This window comes from Polynucleobacter rarus, assembly GCF_003072505.1.
GTDB classification, from domain to species: Bacteria; Pseudomonadota; Gammaproteobacteria; order Burkholderiales; family Burkholderiaceae; genus Polynucleobacter; species Polynucleobacter rarus.
On the sequence record NZ_NTGB01000001.1, the window covers coordinates 2439884 to 2454914 of the forward strand.

Sequence of the window (15031 nt, forward strand, 5' to 3'; positions counted from 1 at the left end):
AGACCTTTTTTTAATAAATCATATTTCAAGTTAATAAATTAGAATTTACCTACTTCATTGTTAGTTAACGAGTTCCATAAACTCCCTCAATTCCAAAGGAGCTAAATTCAATACACAAGAATACCCAAATTACACAGAGATATTGATTTCTTAAAAAACGATATCTTTTAGCTAGTATAGGAAATGCGAATTCAAAACCCATCAAAATACCTCCAAAAATCAAGGTAAATAGGGTCTTAGTATCAAATTGTATGTGATGGCTAATGGCATTGGCAGAATCGGTATCCCAATTTATGACTTGCTGTAACTTAAAGAGTAAAAGCGTTGAATCGGACTCAGAAAAAATTATCCTACCCATAACAACAATAAATGGCAATAACAGTAAAGTTAAAATTTTTGCAATTTGCTTATTATTAAGCATTTTTAAAATGTAATAGGTAATTAGCCAAAACAAGGCGTGGAAACTACCCCAAATCATAAAATTCAAAGTGACGCCATGCCACAGCGCAGAACTAATAAACACAAAAAAAATGGCTACTGGCAGTCCACAGGTATTTTTCAATGGACGAAAAAAAAGGGTTTTTAATACAGTAGATAAACTGATATGCCAACGTTGCCAATACTCTATTACATTACGTGCAGAAAAAGGACTATTAAAATTCATCGCAGTTCGAATGCCAAATAGATTTAAGGCTCCGAATGCCATCATCGTTATGCCGACAAAATTAAAGTAAACGTAAGCTTCAAAGATAATTCCAAAGATGAGAATATCTAAAGCTTCTGTTGATTCTTTCAGAATCAACAACTGAGATAAACCTGAGGCAATCACACTAAACATAAAAGTACCAAGTATCATCCAACGAATATAGATGAAAGTCCTTTTTCTACTAAAAGCATGAATTTTTGAACTTGTAAGCGCTATAGGTCCAGAGTTAAGGCGAATAGGTTGCATGATGTTTAAAAATAAACTTTTAAACGTGAATTGATCGTTATAAATAAATATCGATATGCTGGCCATCACGAATGACACTCCGAGCCACTTAATGGAAGAATGATTCCCATTAAAGCCCGTAAGGACCCCTATTTGTCCTGTATAACTTAAGATTGGCGTTATTGAAAATACACCGTAAGCAAGTATGACTCTGGCAATTTTATGTTTACGCAAGATCAAATATAAGCCCCATATTAAAATTGAGCTTAAGGCTGTGAAAATGCTTGCGAAACCCAATCCTTTAGAAAAAAATATTAGTCCGTAACCTGTCAAAAAAATTGCACATGGACCAAACAAATTTTTTACTTTATCTTTCAATGGACTGTTTTTTCAAATCATTAGAGCATATTGAATCACATCTTTGGTTTTGAATTTCCTGCTTGAGTAAATTTTCCATTTAACAAGTTTTAAATTATGCTACTTGCCCATGACAATGCTTATATTTTTTACCACTTCCACATGGGCACGCGTCATTTCGACCCACTTTTGGTGCAGTGTTCATGATTTTATTCATCATCGGTACTGCAACAGAGGAATTTTGTGTTTCAGATTCCGCTACATTGGCATGTTGATATTGCACATCTCTCAAGTTGCTTAAATCCTCTTGAATCATTTCAGTAGCATCATTGAGTTGCTCTGCGGATTGGATTTGAACATTCAGAATTGTTTTCGTAATATCTCGTTTAATGACTTCTAAGAACTCAGCATATAACTCAAACGATTCTTTACGATATTCTTGCTTAGGGTCTTTTTGTGCATAACCACGTAAATGAATCCCTTGACGTAAATAGTCAAGCGAAGCTAAATGTTCTCGCCAATGGGAGTCCATGCTGTACAGGAAGACTGACCGTTCAAATCCAGCAAAAGAATTGACATCGGATTGATCTAGTTTTGATTGATATACAATCTGGGCACTTTCTTGGACCCAACTGATTAAATCTTCAACATCAACCTCTTGAGCTTGTTCTACCTTTTCTTTTAAGGCTAACTGTATTCCCCAGTTTTGCTGAAGCTCTTTCTCTAAACCATCTAGATCCCACTGTTCTGGTAATGTACCTGAAGGCACATATTCCATAACAAGACTTCTAAAGACATCATCCCGTAGATTATTGATTAAGCCACCGACGTTGTCTGACTCTAGGACTTGATTTCGCAGTTGATAGGTTTCACGACGTTGGTCATTAGCCACATCATCATATTCCAATAATTGCTTACGAATATCAAAGTTACGACCTTCCACCTTGCGCTGAGCAGATTCAATTGCCCGCGAGACCATCCCTGCTTCAATTGGCTCACCTTCAGGCATTTTTAGACGGTCCATAACACTTCGTAAACGATCACCTGCAAAAATTCTCAATAAATCATCGTCTAATGAAAGATAGAAACGCGAGGATCCAGGATCGCCTTGGCGTCCTGAACGGCCTCTTAACTGATTATCAATCCGTCGACTTTCATGTCGCTCTGTACCGATAATATGTAAGCCACCCGCATTCACAACTTGTTCATGCAGACCTTGCCACTCATCTTCTAAGGTTTTAATTCTTGCCAGCTTTTGATTTTCATCTAAAGCGGTATCTTCATTTAGAAGACTAGACTGTTTCTCGACGTTGCCACCAAGCACAATGTCAGTTCCACGTCCAGCCATATTGGTGGCAATCGTAATCATCTTTGGGCGACCTGCTTGGGCAATGATTTCTGCTTCCCGAGCGTGCTGTTTTGCATTTAATACTTGATGCGGTAATTTTTCTTTTGTCAAAATATCTGAGATTAATTCAGAATTTTCAATCGAAGTAGTACCGACTAAAACTGGCTGACCACGCTCATAGCAATCTTTAATATCTTTAATTACTGCCGCATAACGCTCTTTGGATGTTTTGTAAATCTGATCTTGTTTATCCAGTCTTTTACTAATTCTATTTGGTGGCACAACAACTGTTTCTAAGCCGTAAATTTCTTGGAATTCATAGGCTTCAGTATCGGCAGTTCCGGTCATACCAGATAATTTTTGATACATCCTAAAATAATTTTGGAAGGTAATCGTTGCTAGCGTTTGATTTTCACTATTAATTTGCACGCCTTCCTTTGCCTCCACCGCTTGATGCAATCCATCAGACCAACGACGACCCACCATTAAACGGCCAGTGAACTCATCGACGATGACAACCTCGCCGTTTTGCACAACATAATGTTGGTCACGGTTGAATAAAGTGTGCGCACGCAGGGTGGCCAGTAAGTGATGCATTAAAGCGATGTTTTGTGGTGCGTAGAGTGAATCACCATCATTGATCAAACCAATCTGAACAAGAATTGACTCCGCTTTCTCATGTCCGGCTTCGGTCAAGAAAACTTGCTGAGATTTTTCATCAATCACATAATCACCAGGTTTTTCTACACCTGTGCCATCTGCCTTCTCTTCGCCAATTTGACGGTCTAAATAAGAAGGTATGACATTCATTTTTACGTATAAATCGGTATGATCATCGGCTTGGCCAGAGATAATTAATGGCGTCCTCGCTTCATCAATTAAGATTGAATCCACTTCATCTACGATTGCGTAATTGAGGCCGCGTTGTACTCGACTGCGTACATCGTGAACCATATTGTCACGCAAATAGTCAAAGCCAAACTCATTATTAGTTCCGTAGGTTATGTCAGCAGCGTATGCCGCTTGTTTTTCCTCGTGTTGCATTTGAGAAAGATTAATCCCAACGGTTAGTCCCAGAAAGTTATAAATTTTACCCATCCACTGTGCATCACGCGATGCCAAGTAATCGTTCACAGTCACTACGTGAACACCCTTACCTGAAAGTGCATTTAAAAATACCGGCAAAGTAGCAGTCAGAGTTTTACCCTCACCGGTTCTCATTTCAGCAATTTTTCCTTGGTGAAGAACTAAGCCACCAACCATTTGCATATCAAAGTGTCGCATTTTCATTGTGCGACGACTCGCTTCTCGAACTAATGCAAAGGCTTCAGGTAAGATATTATCAAGACTTTCGCCACCGGCAACCCGGGCTTTTAACTCTTGAGTTATCTCAGGAAATTGTTCATCTCTTAGTGCCTCAAACTTTGGCTCTAAAGCATTGATTTGAATTACCGTTTTACGGTATTGTTTAAGTAAGCGATCGTTACGACTGCCAATTATCTTTTTTAAGAGTCCAGATACCATGATGTTTTTCGTAGAAATTCAATCTAAGAGTTTATCATTCATGCATATTATTTCCATGAATGTAGCGATTAATTGCTATTTTCCCACAGGGTTATCAAAAATTGCCTAAAATTTACTCGACTTTTCATTGTAGAAATTGATCTATTCATGACAAATAATCAATTAGGTTCTCACGAAATTTCTGAACTTCTATCAAAAAATTTAAAGGATAGCCCTTTAAAAGAGGTTTTTACGAATTTTGAATTACGCCAAAAATATCAACTTGCCCTGAACCAAGCTCTTGATTTAACTGGGTTTAGTCATTTTTCTAATGATATATTTATTGGTGAGATGAACGACAAAGGGATGATTCGCTTGTTTACCCGTCAAGCTAGTATTATCTCAAGGCTAAAAAATAAATTACCTAGTCTTTTGCATTGTTTTCGGGAGTCTGGCTTTCCTGTAAAGGAAATTCAATTAAAAGTCTTACCAAAATCAAACCTTGAACCTGAAAACACTTGTCAGGAAGAGACTAAACCGGATCCAATTGCACTCTCCGCGTCACAGTTTCAGTCGTGGGAAAACTTACTAAGGGCCACTGATCCAGAATCGCCGACCTACCAGGCAATTGAACTTTTACTCTTTAACGCTAAAAAAGTTGCAAACAAATCAGCTTAATCTCTTGCGCAGTAGGTACTATTCGTTTTCTTGATTTAAGTGCGCTGTAAAAGCAGTAGGAGCTTTAGAAATATCATCAAAATGGACGATTTCATAACTTTGGGGAGTGGCAAACATCTTCCTCAACAATTGATTATTGAGGCCATGGCCTGATTTTTCAGCAGTATACACACCAATAATCGGATAACCAGCCAAATAAAGGTCGCCGATAGCATCTAAGATTTTATGTCTGACAAACTCATCTTCATAACGTAGTTCTTCGTTATTAAGTATCCGATGTTCATCGAGCACAATAGCATTATCTAAACTTCCGCCCCGAGCTAGTCCCATTTCTCTAAGGGCTTCCACTTCATGAGCAAAGCCGAAGGTTCTTGCTCGACCAATCTCTTTGACATAAGTCGTGTTAGCAAAATCAATGATGCATCGCTGGCCGGTCTTATCAAGTGCTGGGTGCTTAAAGTCAATCGTAAAATCTAATTTAAAGCCATCAAATGGCTCTAATCTTGCCAATTTGTCACCTTCTCTAACTTCAATTAATTCTTTGATTTTGATGAATTTTTTAGGGGCTTCTTGGATTTTTAGACCGGCTGACTGCAGCAAGAACAAAAAGGATGCGGCGCTACCATCCATAATCGGAATCTCTTCACCATTGATTTCGACAATTAAGTTATCAATGCCAAGACCAGAACAAGCAGACAATAAGTGCTCTACGGTTGAGATTCGATGCTCGCCTATCTGTAAAACACTGGCTAAGCGTGTGTCAGTAATATTTTCTGCTTTTGCAGGAATCGGAGTTTGAGGTTCTTGATCAATACGAATAAACACAATACCCGTATCAACTGGTGCAGGCTTCAGGAACAAATTAGATTTTGTTCCTGAGTGCAGCCCAATCCCGACCGTCTTAATTGGTTCAGCAATGGTGGTTTGTTTTAACATAAGCTGCAATACACCTGTCGATACGTGAAAAAATGAGGATTATAAGCTTTTTAAAGCAGAGGCGGCATCACTGACTTCAAACTTTCCGGCTGCTTCAACCGCTAAATGCTCGACCACACCGTCATTCACAATCATTAAATAGCGTTGTGAACGAATGCCTAAACCGCGTGCAACTAGGTCTAACTCTAGTCCAAGCGCTTTCGTTAATTCTGCACTACCGTCTGACATCATTCGTACTGCTTTACCAACCTGAAGATCTTTACCCCATGCACCCATCACAAAAGCATCGTTTACGGATACACACCAAATTTCATTAACACCTTTTGCTTTGATTGCAGCAGCATGTTCTACATAACCAGGTACATGTTGCGCAGAGCAAATAGGAGTAAATGCACCAGGCAATCCAAAGATTACTACTTTTTTACCTTTTAGTATTTCTGCTACCTGAAAAGCATTAGGGCCTAAGGTACAACCTTCAGTTTCTTCAGAAATAAACTCATACAAAGTTGCATTGGGTACTTTTTGTTGAACAGCAATCATATTCTCTCCTTCAATTCAGTTATAAAAAATACTGACATTAGTGCTTTCGTCGTCAACGGAGGCACACTACTGTCAATTGTTCAATCATACTGTTTTATATATGACTGCGTTTAACTACTCAACAACTAGAGCTTAATCAGCTTGCTTTCTTAAAAAAGCGGGAATTTCGAAAAATTCTGCGCCCTTTTCCAACATTGCTTTTGCTTGAGGCGAACTAGCTGCACCTAACTGTCCAACGCCACGACTTGGATTTGGACGTGTTACCTGTGGAGAAATGCTAGGTTGTGCATTCATTTGGCTCGGCTCTGACAATACTGGGATATTCATTTCATAATTAGGTACACTTTGCAGATTTGCAAAGTTCGAAGCGACCATCGTTTGATGAGCATTCACTGTGATTGGACTTACTGGGGCATACTCAGTTAATCCAGTTACTGGCACTGCAGACTGAGGACCATAAGTTCCTGTGGCTTTATTAGTCCAAACAATCTCAACATTCGATTCGTTTTGTGCTTTTCTTGGACCATTTAAGCCAGTAGCAACGACCGTTACTCGGATTGCATCACTTAAGGATTCATCGTAAACCGTACCAAAGATAATCGTGGCATCTTCCGCCGCGTAACCACGAATAGCTGACATAACTTCTCTGGTCTCAGATAAACGTAATGTTCGGCTCGCCGTAATATTGACGAGAACTCCACGTGCACCTGATAAGTTCACACCCTCTAACAATGGTGAAGCAACTGCTGCTTCTGCAGCAAGTCTTGCACGATCCACGCCTGAAACAGTTGCCGTTCCCATCATGGCTTTACCTTGTTCACTCATGACCGTTTTCACATCTTCAAAGTCGACGTTAATTAAGCCTTGTTCATTAATGATTTCTGCAATACCAGCTACTGCGTTATGCAAAACATCATCCGCTGTACTAAATGCTTTATCCATTTCTGCATCTTCACCCATCACTTGGAACAGTTTTTCATTTAGCACAACAATTAATGAGTCAACGTGTTTTTCGAGTTCTAAAGCGCCTTCTTCGGCAATACGTGATCTTCTGGCACCCTCAAAATCAAATGGCTTACTCACGACTCCAACAGTCAAAATACCCATTTCTTTTGCTATTTGCGCAACGATCGGTGCTGCCCCAGTACCGGTTCCACCACCCATACCTGCAGTAATGAATACCATATGAGCGCCCTGTAATACATCTGCAATTCTTGCTTTTGCTTCGATAGCAGAACTAGCGCCTACATCAGGCTTTGCCCCTGCGCCTAATCCCGTTAACCCCAACTGCAAATTGGTTTCAGCTTTAGAACGTTTTAACGCCCCGGCATCTGTATTCATACAAATAAATTCAACGCCCTGCACACCACGACGAATCATGTGTTGCACAGCATTGCCCCCAGCTCCACCAACTCCAATCACTCGGATATTGGTTTTTCCAGCTGTATCAGCTTCTAACATTTCAAACTCCATTTTGTTACCTCCTATTTATGTACTACATTGACGACTACTTAATAAACTCTTTATTTCAATTCTTTTAAAAATTACCTAAAAACCATTCTTTTGCTCTTTGGAATGCACCTCGTAAGGGACGCGCTTCTAATTCTTGTTGGCCTAAAACAATTTGTGTTCTGCCTTCACGAAGTAATCCAATACCTGTTGCAAATTTAGGATTTCTCAAAACCTCTTTAAATTGCCCGTTATATTCTGGGTATCCAATTCTTGCGGGCTTGTTAAAGACTTCTTCAGCAAGTTCAATCACACCCGGCATCATCACTGTTCCACCAGTTAGAACTACCCCTGAAGGGGTCATTTGTGAAAATCCAGAATGCTCTAAAGATTCCACTACAAATTTAAATAATTCTTCCATTCTCGGTTCGATCACAGCCGCTAATGACTGTTTAGAAATAGGACGGTATTCCCGCTCACCAATCCCAGGAACATCGATCATGGCAGTGGAATTCGCTAATGCCTGTTTAGCGATGCCGTGAGATATTTTTAAATCTTCTGCATCGATTGTGGGTGTTCTGAGCGCCATGGCAATATCATTCGTAATTTGATCACCGCCCAAGGGAATAATTTCGGTATATTGAATCACCCCCTGAAAGTACACAGCAATATCCGTTGTACCACCACCAATATCAACTAATACGACTCCTAACTCTTTTTCATCCTTCGTTAATACCGCCAAACTGGAGCATAGTGGTTGCAACACCAAGGCATTGATTTCTAAGCCACACCGACGAATACATTTAATAATATTTTGAACAGCACTGACTGCTCCCGTGACGATATGCGCATTCACCTCTAATTTTTGTCCGTTCATCCCAATCGGATCTCTGACACCGTCCTGGTTATCGATTAAGTACTCCTGGATTAACATATGGAGTACTTGCTGATCTGTTTGAATATTGATCGGTTTGGCATTTTCATGGACTCGTTCCAAATCTGCAGCGCTTACTTCTTTGTCACGAATCGCAACCATTCCCTTGGTATTAAAACTTTGTACGTGGTTACCGGCAATGCCAGTAAATACATTTTCAACCCGACACTGTGCCATCACCTCAGCTTCTTCTAATGCTTTTTGAATTGATTGCACTGTATCTTCTATATTTACGACAACACCTTTTTTAATACCTTCTGAGGGTGCATTACCGATGCCGATCACATTAAACTCGCCATCGGGTTCTATTTCTGCAACGAGAGCAAGAACTTTCGATGTGCCTATGTCTAAAGCAACTAGTAAGTTACGATGGTCTTTACTCATTAATATTTACTTCCAATTTGTTCACTTTGTTTTACTTTTTTAACTTCTCGATTATTTAACGTTGCTACCGCTTTAGGTTCTGCTTTCGGTGCTTGCTTTTTTATATTGAGGGGTTTTTCAAATCCTTCTGAATCTTCATCTCCTTCTACAGAAGGCGTAGTAAAGCGTTGATTCAATCCGGCCAATTTGAATTCATTTGCCTTATGATCAGATTTAGATGACGCGCCTAAAGAGAACCCTTCGTTGTATCGAAGATCAACGTAATCAACCGGACCCGTTAATTGTTTCTCTAACTCTGGCCAGAGTCTAAAAAACTTATCTAAGCGTTCCGTGATTTGTTTACGATCTTTATCAGTTTGATCCCGCCCCAACTCAAAAGTTAAACCGTTATCAAGTTTTACCGACCATGCATATCTTGGACTTAATGTCAGTGCCACGATTTTTGAATCGTGTTTCTTAAACCATTCCTCTAATTGTTGATATAGACCTAAAACCTCTTTATTACTATTCGGTGGTCCCTGAAAAATCACTAAATTTTTCCTATCGTTTGCCTCAGCTAGATTCACGGTAAATAACTCACCATAGTTATTCATCAACTCTGGGCCATTTTGTCCAAGCCATACTCCTACTGGCTCATGCTCTTCAATCGATACTTGTATTTGGTTAGGCCATACCCTTCTCACACTTGCGACTCTGACCCATGGCATTTCTTCAAAGGCTGCGCGAGCTTGATCGAGTCTCAAGGTAAAGAAATTCCCACTAAATTGACTAATAGCCTTTGCTTTAACCATCGGAACTTTAATATGTTCTAAATCTTGCTCATTTGCAGATTGCACTGAAATTTGTTCAATATTGAAAACTGGTCTTTGACCAATCCAGTAGAGCCCCCAAAGAATAGTTATCGCGCCTAGGCTAATCACTAACCATTGCGTTAATTGCTTCATTCGTTCTGGATAATTCCAGATAGGTGAAATGATAAACACAAGAATAACCAGTAAACCAGAGAACATCGATTTCATAGTAGTGATAAACCATTGACCCAGTAACTCACCTAAAGACTGGTTATTCTGGGTCTGTCTATGCGTATTTCTTATAGGGATACTTGAGGATCTCATTTATCTACCTCAACTAATTTTTCCAACATCCCTTTTCTATTCATCCCATTCGATAATTTGGCGTTCATCACAATCCAAAGAACTAACTCTGCATAACTTAGGCCTGCAGCTTTGGCAGCCATTGGCACTAATGAATGGCTAGTCATGCCGGGTGAAGTATTCATTTCCAATAAATAAGGCGTTTGGGTATTTTTATCCACCATCACGTCTGCCCGACCCCAACCTGAACAACCTAATACTTGGTAAGACTTCACCACTAGTTCTTGAATCTTTTCTTCTAATAAAGGATCTAAGCCCGTTGGACATAAATACTTCGTGTCATCAGAGAAGTATTTATTGTGATAGTCATACTTTGCCGCTGGGGCGACTATTTTAATAAGCGGTAATGCTTGGGCAAAGACGCCTTCGCCCATAACTGGACAAGTTAACTCATCACCAATAATGCACTGTTCCGCCATCACGTCTTGATCCATCACAGCAGCTAATTGATAAGCTGCTGCTAATTCACTCGCTTGATTGACCTTTGTTAAACCGAGGGAAGATCCCTCTCGCGCGGGTTTCACAATTAAAGGTAAACCTAACTCTTCGACCACTTTTGCCCAATTGGTATGCGCATGAAGCATTACATATTTCGGGGTCGATAAACCATGACTTAACCAAATTTGTTTAGTTGTTTGCTTATCAATTGCCATCGCAGAGGCCATTACACCGCTTCCTGTATAAGGAATACCCAATTGCTCTAACAAGCCTTGCATGGTACCGTCCTCACCAAATCGGCCATGCAATGAAATCATTACGCGGTCAAAATGATGGTTAACGATGGTCTCAATGGGTTCTTGGAATGGGTCAAAACTTACCGCATTCACACCACTATCTAACAAAGCTTTGAGTACTCCTGATCCAGACTGAAGCGAGATTTCTCTTTCACCTGAAAACCCACCCATCAACACACCTACTTTACCGAGTGATTCGGGTTGAAGAGCTGCTAATTTTGCCTTTACTTCTATGACCCATTGCGATAGTCGAGCTGCTTGAGTTTGTCCATGTCTATTATTCATTGACACCCCCTTGCTTGACTGCCTGAATAATTTGATTTGGCACAGCAGAAATGGAACCGGCACCCATCGTAATGACAACATCGCCATCTTGTACCTGACTTAAAATGGTTTGCGCCAATAACTTCATATCTTTTTCTAACACCATCTGCTCAGCATGTAAGCAACCGGCTGGCTCTTTCGCTATGGATGTCCGCAGAGCTTCTAATAGGCTATGACTATCAGCGCCTTTTATTTTAGGTTCTCCCGCTGGATAAACCTCGGTTAAAACAAGTGCGTCGAATTGATGAAGTACTTTTACAAATTCACCAAAGCAGTCCCTTGTCCGGGTGTAGCGATGGGGTTGGAAGGCCAAGACCAATCTTCTGTTCGGATACGCACCCCTTGCTGCAGATAAGGTCGCTGCCATTTCTACGGGATGATGTCCGTAATCATCAATTAAAGTAAATCTTGCATTCTTATTATCTGGCTTATTTGGAATACTAATATCGCCATATTGAGTAAATCTTCTACCAACGCCTTTAAATTCTCCCAAAGCTTTGACAATCGCTGCGTCCGAGACACCTAACTCTGTCGCAACCCCAATTGCTGCTAGAGCATTTCGAACATTATGTAAACCAGGTAAATTTAAGGTAATTTGCAGTGTACTTGGCTTTGGACCATGGCGGCGAATAGTTCTTCGAGTAACGGCAAATTGCATGGTTGCCCCAACTGCTGTCACATCATGGGCCATCACATCAGCATCTTCGGAAAGACCGTATTTCAGAACTGATTGTGAAACAAATGGCAACATATCCCTGACATTGGCATCATCTACGCACAAGATGGCAATGCCATAAAAAGGCATTCTTTGTGTAAATTGCACAAAGGCTTGTTTTAATCTTGGCATCGAGTGCTGATACGTTTCCATATGATCAGCATCAATATTGGTAATAACTTCCATCACAGGTAGTAAATTTAAAAACGACGCATCTGACTCGTCTGCTTCGGCTACGATAAAGTCACCCGTTCCTAAGCGCGCATTTGCACCTGCAGAAGTTAACTTTCCACCAATTACAAACGTTGGATCAAGTTGGCCTTCTGCTAGGATTGAGGCAACTAAACTCGTAGTAGTGGTCTTACCATGTGTGCCGGCAATGGCAATTCCTTGTTTGAGGCGCATTAATTCGCCCAACATTACTGCTCGTTGAATGACCGGGATGGAGGCAGCTCTCGCTGCTAATATTTCTGGATTATCTCCTGTTACAGCCGTAGAAATCACAACTGCTTCAGCATCGCCAATATTATCAGCATGATGACCAATTTGGATTTGGGCTCCATATTCAGCTAATCGTTGGGTAGTACTACTCTCTTGAATATCAGATCCACTTACGCGATAGCCAAGGTTTAATAGTACTTCTGCGATACCACTCATTCCAGCACCACCGATGCCGACAAAATGGATATGTTGAACTATGTGTTTCATGCGTTACTCACTTCTTTGCATATTTCAGCCACACTTTGCGTAGCAAAAGGCTTCGCTTGTTTTAAAGCATTTTGAGCCATTACCAATAAATCTTTGCGGTCTAAACTCATTAACCAATCTGCCAAAATTTGCGGAGTTAAATCTTTTTGAGTAATTAATTTGGCAGCGCCGACCGACGATAAGTATTGGGCATTTGTAGTTTGATGATCATCCACTGCCGATGGAAATGGTACTAATAAAGATGGCACACCACATGCAGCAAGTTCACTAATCGTCATCGCTCCAGCACGGCAAATCACTAGATCAGCATTGCCATAAGCTTCTGCCATGTTTTCAATAAAAGGAACGAGCTGAGCCTCTACGCCCTGCGTTTGATAATTATTCGTCAATTGCTCAAGGTGTTTGGAGCCTGCTTGATGCACCACTTCAGGTCTTATTTCTTGCGGAATTAAATGCAAGGCTTTTGGCACAGTCTCATTTAAGGCTGACGCCCCTAAACTACCGCCCACTACCAGTACTTTTAGTACCCCAGTTCGATTACTATATCGCTCAGTAGGGTTTGGTAATTGTAATAAGTCTGATCGTAAGGGGTTACCTACCCATTGACCTTTGGATAAAGCTTTAGGAAAAGCACATAATACTTTTCGAGCTAAGTTGGACAACACTTTATTCGCCATACCAGCAACCGAGTTTTGCTCATGTAAAACTAATGGAATTCCGCTCAAAACGCCGACCAAAGCTCCTGGGAAACTGACATAGCCGCCCATACCTAGCATGACCGTTGGCTTAATTTTGCGCATCACACCGAAACTTTGCCACATCGCTCTGTATAAATTCATCGGTAATTTTAGTTTTACCAACAGACCCTTACCCCGAACTCCACCAAAGATAATTGGCTCAAAAGCAAATCCAGATTTTTTGACTAATTCATATTCCATACCATTCGGATTGCCTAACCAATGGACACGCCAACCTTCTAAACGTAAATATTCTGCTACCGCAAGCCCAGGGAAAATATGTCCCCCAGTGCCGCCAGCCATAATCAAGATACATTTAGATAACGGGGTCAATGTCGTCATATTTTGGCACCTCGCATCAAGGCACGGTTTTCTGCATCAATTTTTAGAAGTACACCAATGGCCACTGCGTTCATTAATAAGCCAGAGCCACCATAACTAACCAAAGGTAAGGTAAGTCCCTTGGTAGGTAATAAGCCCAGATTGACGCCCATGTTTATAAAACATTGCCAACCAATCCAGATACCAATGCCTTTTGCAACCAACCCAGCAAAACTGCGATCGAGTTGTAAGCAGGTTCTGCCAATCATGAAGCATCTTCTTACAATGTAATAAAAAACTATAATTACTACCAATACACCCACAAAACCTAGCTCTTCACCGATGACAGCAAGAATGAAATCGGTATGCGCCTCTGGTAAATAATGTTGTTTTTCAATACTGCCCCCCAAACCCACACCAAACCACTCACCTCGCCCAAATGCCATCAATGAGTGGGTTAATTGGTAGGCTTTACCCTGCGCATGTTCTTCTGTCCATGGATTTAAAAAGGCAAAGATACGTTCTCTTCTAAACCTCGAAGTGGCAACAATTAAACCAAATGCAGCCACTCCAACTAAGATTAAGTAACTAAATAGTTTGGCATTAATACCACCCAAAAACAAAATACCCATTGCGATGGCAGCGACAACCATAAAGGCGCCCATGTCAGGCTCCCAAAGTAATAAAGCGCCCACGAGGCCAACAATTGCTCCAAGTGGTAAAAATCCTTTTAAGAAGGAATGCAAATATTCTTGGCGACGGACGGTGTAATGCGCTGCAAAGATCACCGCTACAAACTTCATCAACTCAGACGGCTGAAAATTCATAATACCCAGTGGCAACCAACGCTTTGAACCATTGACAGCTTTACCCAAGCCAGGAATTAAAACCACAATCAACATCAGGACCGTAATGATAAACAGTAAAGGAGCAATCTTGTCCCAAACCTTACTAGGTAGGCGATATGCGATCAAACCTGCAAATACGGCAATGCCTAGAGAAAAGATATGTCTTATTAAAAAATAAGTACTGCTGTAATTTGCATATTTTTTTCCATCGGCTAAGGTGATGGAAGCTGAGTAAACCATGACAGTACCCATTAACACGAGCAATACAACTGACCATAACAAGGACTGATCCCATGCTCCCATCGCTGAGCGCGAATAGGTAGTTGTTTTGGTAGCATCTCTTAACTCGGAACGGAACTCGTTAAAACCTTGCCGCAGTCCACCGCCAAAACGATTGCGCGATGTACTCCATCCACGCACTAAGTTCATC

At 40.7% G+C, this 15031-nt stretch carries 12 protein-coding genes; 1 reads left to right on the forward strand and 11 read right to left on the reverse strand.

The genetic code is table 11. The annotated features are described in order from the left end of the window. Positions 1 to 64 precede the first annotated feature (64 nt). Complete coding sequence (locus AOC35_RS11690) at positions 65 to 1309, reverse strand: MBOAT family O-acyltransferase (protein ID WP_108647247.1); 1245 nt, start codon at positions 1307 to 1309, stop codon at positions 65 to 67. Positions 1310 to 1403: 94 nt separating this feature from the next. Beyond that, positions 1404 to 4160: a preprotein translocase subunit SecA gene (gene secA, locus AOC35_RS11695; protein WP_108647248.1), complete on the reverse strand. Its 2757-nt coding sequence runs from the start codon at positions 4158 to 4160 to the stop codon at positions 1404 to 1406. A 147-nt stretch (positions 4161 to 4307) separates the two neighbouring features. Here secA and AOC35_RS11700 point away from each other — a divergent pair, with 147 nt between their 5' ends. After that, the gene (locus AOC35_RS11700; RefSeq protein WP_108647249.1) at positions 4308 to 4817 is read left to right on the forward strand and encodes a hypothetical protein; all 510 of its coding nucleotides are present in this window, start codon (positions 4308 to 4310) and stop codon (positions 4815 to 4817) included. Between the two features lie 18 nt (positions 4818 to 4835). On the opposite strand, the gene lpxC is transcribed toward AOC35_RS11700, so the two are convergent. From lpxC to ftsW, 9 genes are all read right to left on the reverse strand, one after another. Next, positions 4836 to 5753 carry a UDP-3-O-acyl-N-acetylglucosamine deacetylase gene (gene lpxC / locus AOC35_RS11705; RefSeq protein ID WP_108647250.1) on the reverse strand — a complete coding sequence of 306 codons (918 nt, stop codon included), beginning with the start codon at positions 5751 to 5753 and terminating at the stop codon, positions 4836 to 4838. Positions 5754 to 5792: 39 nt separating this feature from the next. Next, positions 5793 to 6293: a peroxiredoxin gene (locus AOC35_RS11710; protein WP_108647251.1), complete on the reverse strand. Its 501-nt coding sequence runs from the start codon at positions 6291 to 6293 to the stop codon at positions 5793 to 5795. 132 nt (positions 6294 to 6425) lie between these two features. After that, the gene (ftsZ, locus tag AOC35_RS11715; RefSeq protein WP_108647252.1) at positions 6426 to 7766 is read right to left on the reverse strand and encodes a cell division protein FtsZ; all 1341 of its coding nucleotides are present in this window, start codon (positions 7764 to 7766) and stop codon (positions 6426 to 6428) included. A gap of 64 nt (positions 7767 to 7830) precedes the next feature. Further along, entirely contained in the window at positions 7831 to 9060 is a 1230-nt protein-coding gene (ftsA, locus tag AOC35_RS11720) for a cell division protein FtsA (RefSeq protein WP_108647253.1), read from the reverse strand. Next, positions 9060 to 10175 carry a cell division protein FtsQ/DivIB gene (locus tag AOC35_RS11725; RefSeq protein WP_108647254.1) on the reverse strand — a complete coding sequence of 372 codons (1116 nt, stop codon included), beginning with the start codon at positions 10173 to 10175 and terminating at the stop codon, positions 9060 to 9062. Before AOC35_RS11725 ends, ftsA begins: the two co-directional genes overlap by 1 nt. After that, positions 10172 to 11233 carry a D-alanine--D-alanine ligase gene (locus AOC35_RS11730; protein WP_108647255.1) on the reverse strand — a complete coding sequence of 354 codons (1062 nt, stop codon included), beginning with the start codon at positions 11231 to 11233 and terminating at the stop codon, positions 10172 to 10174. Before AOC35_RS11730 ends, AOC35_RS11725 begins: the two co-directional genes overlap by 4 nt. Further along, complete coding sequence (murC, locus tag AOC35_RS11735; protein ID WP_108647256.1) at positions 11226 to 12695, reverse strand: UDP-N-acetylmuramate--L-alanine ligase; 1470 nt, start codon at positions 12693 to 12695, stop codon at positions 11226 to 11228. Before murC ends, AOC35_RS11730 begins: the two co-directional genes overlap by 8 nt. Then, positions 12692 to 13774, reverse strand: a complete 1083-nt coding sequence (gene murG / locus AOC35_RS11740; RefSeq protein ID WP_108647257.1) for an undecaprenyldiphospho-muramoylpentapeptide beta-N-acetylglucosaminyltransferase — start codon at positions 13772 to 13774, stop codon at positions 12692 to 12694. The genes murC and murG overlap by 4 nt, the downstream gene beginning before the upstream one ends. Then, positions 13771 to 15030: a putative lipid II flippase FtsW gene (gene ftsW, locus AOC35_RS11745; protein ID WP_108648826.1), complete on the reverse strand. Its 1260-nt coding sequence runs from the start codon at positions 15028 to 15030 to the stop codon at positions 13771 to 13773. The genes murG and ftsW overlap by 4 nt, the downstream gene beginning before the upstream one ends. Between the last annotated feature and the right edge of the window lies 1 nt (position 15031).